Source organism: Methanohalophilus sp. DAL1 (assembly GCF_001683555.1).
Taxonomy (GTDB): domain Archaea; phylum Halobacteriota; class Methanosarcinia; order Methanosarcinales; family Methanosarcinaceae; genus Methanohalophilus; species Methanohalophilus euhalobius.
Map to the genome: position 1 here is coordinate 1 of NZ_MAFX01000047.1, position 6,546 is coordinate 6,546.

6 protein-coding genes are annotated in these 6,546 nt (G+C 38.9%); all 6 read left to right on the top strand.

Features of this window, described 5'->3' with window-relative positions; all coding sequences use genetic code 11:
- Positions 1-735, top strand: a 735-nt coding sequence (locus tag A9957_RS08355) for an NAD-dependent epimerase/dehydratase family protein (RefSeq protein WP_292343876.1), incomplete at its 5' end; no start/stop codon positions are given.
- Positions 736-798: 63 nt separating this feature from the next.
- Positions 799-2,169, top strand: coding sequence for a mannose-1-phosphate guanylyltransferase/mannose-6-phosphate isomerase (locus tag A9957_RS08360; RefSeq protein ID WP_292343878.1), 1,371 nt, complete (start codon positions 799-801; stop codon positions 2,167-2,169).
- A 60-nt stretch (positions 2,170-2,229) separates the two neighbouring features.
- A complete protein-coding gene (gene gmd, locus A9957_RS08365) occupies positions 2,230-3,267 on the top strand; it encodes a GDP-mannose 4,6-dehydratase (protein WP_292343880.1) in 1,038 nt (345 codons plus the stop codon).
- A gap of 76 nt (positions 3,268-3,343) precedes the next feature.
- Entirely contained in the window at positions 3,344-4,660 is a 1,317-nt protein-coding gene (locus tag A9957_RS08370; RefSeq protein ID WP_292343882.1) for a flippase, read from the top strand.
- 67 nt (positions 4,661-4,727) lie between these two features.
- Positions 4,728-5,687: a UDP-glucuronic acid decarboxylase family protein gene (locus A9957_RS08375; protein WP_292343884.1), complete on the top strand. Its 960-nt coding sequence runs from the start codon at positions 4,728-4,730 to the stop codon at positions 5,685-5,687.
- Positions 5,668-6,546 (top strand): hypothetical protein (locus A9957_RS08380; protein WP_292343886.1); only part of this gene is annotated, 879 nt, incomplete at its 3' end. The genes A9957_RS08375 and A9957_RS08380, both read left to right, overlap by 20 nt.

Sequence of the window (6,546 nt, forward strand, 5' to 3'; positions counted from 1 at the left end):
TATCATGTGGCTGCCAACCCCGATGTCCGGCTGGGTGCGGAAAATACAAAGGTACACTTCGACCAGAACATTCTTACTACCTATAATCTGCTGGAGGCCATGCGTAAGAATAATGTAGAGAATATTGTTTTCACCTCTACATCCACGGTGTACGGGGAGGCAAAAGTTATTCCCACGCCCGAAGATTATGGGCCACTTGTCCCAATTTCCCTGTACGGAGCATCCAAACTTGCCGGTGAGGCGCTGATCACTTCCTATTGTCATACATTTGATATGAATTGCTGGTTATTCCGCTTTGCCAATATTATTGGAAGGTGCAGCAATCACGGTATTATCTTTGATTTTATCAACAAGCTTCGCGCTAATCCAGAATCTCTGGAGATACTGGGAGATGGCAGGCAATCTAAATCCTATTTGCACGTTTCAGAGTGTATCGATGCAATCCTTTTTGCCGTGGAAAATGCAGAAGGTGTCGATTCAAAAAACGTTAATATTTTCAATATAGGTTCGGAAGATACAATTAGTGCTACTGAGATTGGGCAATGCGTGGTAGAGGAAATGGGATTGGAAAATGTTGTATTTAATTATACAGGAGGTTCACGGGGATGGAAGGGCGATGTCCCTAAAATGCGACTTTCTGTAGAGAAACTTATAAATCTGGGCTGGAAACCGGGGATGAATTCCGGGGGAAGCGTAAGAAGGACGGTTCGGGAATTGCTTACAGCATTCAAATGATTTTTATCATATGTGCAATTATAATCCTCCATATTCCATATTTCCAATTTCTGGTGAAATAACATGAAATCCATCATTCTTGCAGGAGGCTCCGGCACTCGTCTCTGGCCGCTTAGCAGAGAGCATTATCCGAAACAGTTCCTGAAAATCGGAGACTATTCCCTCTTCCAGCAGACTTTCCTGCGCTGCTGTGAAGTATCTGATGTCTCGGAAATATTCGTGGTGACCAATGAAGACCAGAAATTCTATGTCATTGGCCAGATACAGGAACTGGGATACGATTATCCCAAAGAGAATGTACTCATCGAGCCTGAAGGAAAAAATACCTTACCTGCAATCTGTTTCGGGATGAAAGAGATTCGAAACCTGTTCGGGCCGTCCAATGTGGGCATTTTTTCTTCTGATCATGTACTGGATTCTAAGGCCATGCAAACGATATCAAATGCTGAATCCCTGGCAGATGATGGCTATCTTCTAACTTTCGGTATTCAACCTACCTCTCCGAATACTGGTTATGGCTACATTAAACCTGCTGAAAATCTGGGTATTGGGAAAAAAGTCTCTGAATTCAGGGAAAAACCGGATGAAGAAACTGCTCGTCGGTATATTGAGGAAGATTGTCTCTGGAACAGTGGCATGTTCCTTTTCAATACGGAAACTTTTTTCAGTGAGCTGGCACAGTGTGCGCCTGAAATCTACGAATCATTTGAGCACAATGAGGATATAAACCAGATTTATGCAGACATTTCTTCTATATCTGTGGATTACGGAATCATGGAAAAATCACAGAAAGTAGCCGTAGTACCCCTGCAATACAAGTGGAGTGATCTGGGAAATTTTGCTGCCCTCTATGATGAAATGGATAAGGATTCGGATGACAATGTGGTGTATGAATGTGAGCTTTTGCCACTGGATTCCGGGAAAAATCTGGTGCATTCCAGAAGTGATAAACTTGTCTCCCTCATCGATGTAAATGATATGGTGGTCGTTGATACTCCGGATGCTTTGCTGATAAGCCCTAAAGAGAGCAGTCAGAAAGTCAGGCAGATTGTAAACCAACTCAAGGAAAAGAATGATCCACGTGCCAAAATAGGGCAGACGGTGTATCGGCCCTGGGGTTCCTATACTGTGCTTGAATCTTCCGATAATCACGTTATCAAGAAAATAGTGGTTATGCCAGAGCAAAAACTCAGTCTCCAGTTGCATTATCACAGGAGTGAGCACTGGGTAGTTGTGACAGGTATGGCAGAGGTTCATGTCAATGGCGACGATTATTTTGTGAGGCCTGGAGAGAGTACCTTTATCCGTGCAGGGGAAAGACACAGGCTGGGTAATCCGAGCAGGATTCCACTGGAGATCATTGAGGTACAGCTTGGAGAGTATGTGGCAGAGGATGATATTGTCAGGTTTGATGATGAATATGGGCGGCAGTAAAATATATTTGTATAAAGTCCTATTAATCGTAAAATTATAATTTTATAAAGGAGTGGAATTTTGCCAAAAGTTGCTTTAATAACCGGGATCACAGGCCAGGACGGGGCCTATCTTGCAGAATTTTTACTGGATAAGGGCTACATAGTGCACGGGATTAAAAGAAGGTCTTCCTCATTCAACACCGCGCGTATTGACCATCTTTACAAGGATCCTCATGAAAGGAATGTCAACTTTTACATGCATTACGGGGATCTGACAGATTCCACAAACTTGATCAGGATCATTCAGGAAACCCAGCCGGATGAAATCTATAACCTGGCTGCCCAGAGTCATGTGCAGGTGTCTTTTGAGACTCCTGAGTATACCGCAAACTCAGATGCGATAGGTTCCCTGAGGCTTCTGGAGGCTATCCGAATCCTGGGTATGGAAAAAAGGGTGAAGTTTTACCAGGCTTCCACCAGTGAATTATACGGCAAGGTCCAGGAAATCCCTCAGAGTGAAACCACTCCCTTTTATCCGCGAAGTCCCTACGCTGCTGCGAAACTGTATGCCTACTGGATCACGATAAATTACCGTGAAGCCTATGGAATGTATGCCTGTAATGGGATACTTTTCAATCATGAATCTCCTATAAGGGGGGAGACATTTGTCACAAGGAAGATCACTATGGCTGTGGCAAATATCAAGAAAGGTTTGCAGGAGCGGCTATATCTTGGTAACATGGATGCCAAACGTGACTGGGGTTTTGCAGGGGATTATGTCAAAGCCATGTGGCTTATGCTGCAGCAGGATCAACCTGAGGATTTTGTCATAGCAACCGGGGAGACGCATTCGGTCAGGGAATTTGTGGAACTTGCATTCAGGGAAGTAGGGATTGAGATTGAATGGCAGGGTGAAGGTGTGGATGAAGTTGGAATTGATAGTGAAACTGGAAGGGTTCTTGTTGAGATTGATCCACGCTACTACAGGCCTACTGAGGTGGAGCTTTTGATAGGGGATCCCTCTAAAGCCAAGGAGAAACTTGGTTGGGATTCAAATGTTGGGTTTGAAGAACTTGTTAAAATGATGGTAAAAGGAGATCTGGGCAAGCTTCTTTAATGTTTCTTATTTGAGATGTACATGTCTGGCGTGCAGACAAATTATTTTGCGTAAGTTATAGGAATGAGGTTTAATAGTGCTCAAATCTGAAGGGTTTAAAAAGTATTTTTTTAATACTTCTTGGCTTTTTTTTGAACACATTGTTAGACTTGTAGTTGCACTTTTTGTTAGTGTTTATGTTGCCCGGTATTTGGGCCCGGATCAATATGGTTTGCTCAATTATTCAATAAGTTTTGTAGCCCTTTTTTCAGCTATCGCTACTCTTGGTTTGGACCAAATTGTGATAAGGGAGCTTGTGAAAGATAGGAATAAAAGAGATTCACTTCTTGGGACAGCTTTTGTACTCAAAGTATCGGGTGCAATTTTGGTCATAGCTATGTTGGCTGTTGGCGTCCAATTCACATCCAATGATTTATTTACGAATCTGCTTATATTCATCATAGCAGCTGGGACCTTGTTTCAATCTATGAATGTGGTGGATTTTTATTACCAGTCAAAAGTACAATCGAAATTTTCAGTACAGGTTAAATTCTGGACAATTATGGGCATTTCATTATTGAAAGTATATTCGATTTACATTGGTGCTCCTCTCTTATGGTTTGCATTCCTTGTTTTACTGGAAAATATCATTTTAGCTGGCGGGTTTTTCTTAATTTACAATCTAAAAGGTCTGTCTATCTTTTCCTGGCATTTTGATTTGTATATGGCAAAGTCGCTGCTCAAGAGTTCTTGGCCGCTTATATTTTCAGGCATCGTAGTTAGCTTATACATGAAAATAGATCAGGTCATGATCAAGGAAATGCTGGATAGTCAGGCAGTTGGTATATATGCGTCTGCTGTAAAATTAAGTGAAGCATGGTATTTTGTTCCCATAATAATAAGCAGTTCTTTATTCCCTGCTATTATTGAATCCAAAAAAATATCTGAAGAACTTTATTACGAAAGGCTGCAAAAGTTGTATGATTTATTATATTTTATCGCTCTTGCAATCGTTATTCCAACCACATTATTATCAGATTGGGTCATAGATATTCTTTATGGACAAGCATACTTTGGTGCAGGAGCAGTTCTTTCAATTCATATTTGGGCAGGTTTATTCGTATTTTTAGGAGTGGCCAGATCGAAATGGATATTGACCGAAAATTTGCAAAAATATAGTTTTTTATATTCTTCCATTGGAGCAGTAAGTAACATTGCTTTAAACTTATATTTGATTCCTATTCATGGAATAAATGGTGCAGCTTTTGCAACTCTTATATCGCAGTTTATTGCAGTGATTTTAGGGCCATTCTTTATAAAACAGACAAGGATTTCAGTATATATGCTTTTAAAGTCAATATTCTTTGTTTCTATTATTAGAAGAATTAGATACCTTCTACTTAAAAAGTATTAATTAAGGAATAAGCTATATGAAGTTAATATAAGTTATTTATTTATACTATCTCTGGTTGGGAGTAAATATGAGCAAACAAATATTGGTTACTGGCGGTGCAGGATTTATAGGATCACATCTTTGCGAAAATCTTCTTCAACAGGAGCATGAAGTTATTTGTGTAGATAATTTCTTTACAGGTAAAAAACGCAATATTGCCCATTTGATGGATAATCCTTACTTTGAAGTTCTTAGGCATGATATCAATGTTCCTATACCTTTGGAAGTTGATGAAATATACAATCTTGCTTGTCCTGCAAGTCCCATTCACTACCAATTTGATCCTGTTCAAACCACAAAAACGTCTGTAATGGGTGCCATCAATATGTTGGATTTAGCCAATAGAACAGATGCAAAAATATTGCAGGCTTCTACTTCTGAGGTGTATGGTGATCCTCAAGTCCATCCTCAACCTGAAACATACCGTGGAAATGTGAATACTATCGGCCCCAGGGCTTGTTATGATGAAGGTAAAAGGTGCGCTGAGACTCTCTTCTTTGATTACAAACGCCAATACGATTTGGATATAAAGTTGATAAGAATTTTTAACACTTATGGGCCTAATATGCATCCTCAAGATGGGAGGGTGGTGAGTAATTTCATAATCCAAGCTCTTGAAGGCATTGATATTACAATTTATGGAAATGGAGAGCAAACTAGAAGTTTTTGCTATGTAGATGATTTAGTCGAAGGAATGATTTGCATGATGAACTCCTCTGATGATTTTACAGGCCCAGTAAATCTTGGAAATCCAAATGAATACAGGATTTTAGATCTAGCCAATAAAATAGTTGAATTAACGGGTTCAGATAGTAAATTAGTCTATAAAGCATTGCCAGAAGACGATCCTATAATGCGAAATCCAGAAATAGATTTGGCTAAAAAAGAATTGTCCTGGCAACCAAGAGTATCATTAGAGGAAGGATTGAAGAAAACCATTTCTTATTTTGAAAATTTACTGAAAAGTGATGAAAATGCAAGGTACTAATTTCATACCACCCTGTGATCTTCATACACCAGTTCTTTTTTTGATTTTTAATCGCCCTGAAACAACAAAATTGGTCTTTGAAGAAATCAAAAAAGCAAAACCGCCCAGACTTTATATAGCTGCTGATGGTGCCCGGAATGATAAACAAGGGGAGACTGAAAAAGTAACTCAAGTTAGAGAGTATGTAATGAATAATATTGATTGGAAATGTGAAGTTAAAACACTTTTTAGAGATAATAATTTGGGATGCAAATATGCTGTAAGTGGAGCGATAGATTGGTTTTTTGAGAATGAGGAGATGGGGATAATTCTTGAAGACGACTGTTTGCCAAGTCAGAGTTTTTTTTGGTTTTGTGAAGAGTTGCTTGAAAGGTATATGGAAGATGAAAGAATAATGATGATAAGTGGCACAAATAAAGCCACAAAATGGAACTCTCATTCTTATGATTATTTTTATTCATACTATGGAAGCATATGGGGTTGGGCAAGTTGGAAAAGGGCGTGGATGCATTATGATAGAGATATGAATAGGTGGAAAGATATCAGAAATACTAGAGTTTTGAAATATTTATATGATAGCATAATAGTCATTGCTAATAGAATTAAAATATACGAAAATACTTATAGTGGTAAAATAGACACGTGGGATTATCAATGGGTTTTTTCGAGAGAAATAAATTCAGGACTTTCTATTGTTCCCTCTAAAAATTTAATTTCAAATATTGGATTTAGCTCTGAAGCAACACATACCAAGAATATTGTCCAATATGATAATAATATTGATAAATTTGAAATTGATTTTCCTGTGAAGTTTAACAACCTGGTTGTTTCTGACAAGGATTATGACAAAGTCTTATTA

Excerpts from the sequence above, each read along its gene's own strand:
- A9957_RS08360 (WP_292343878.1), top strand. The coding sequence starts at position 799 with ATGAAATCCATCATTCTTGCAGGAGGCTCCGGCACTCGTCTCTGGCCG.
- A9957_RS08375 (WP_292343884.1), top strand. The coding sequence starts at position 4,728 with ATGAGCAAACAAATATTGGTTACTGGCGGTGCAGGATTTATAGGATCA.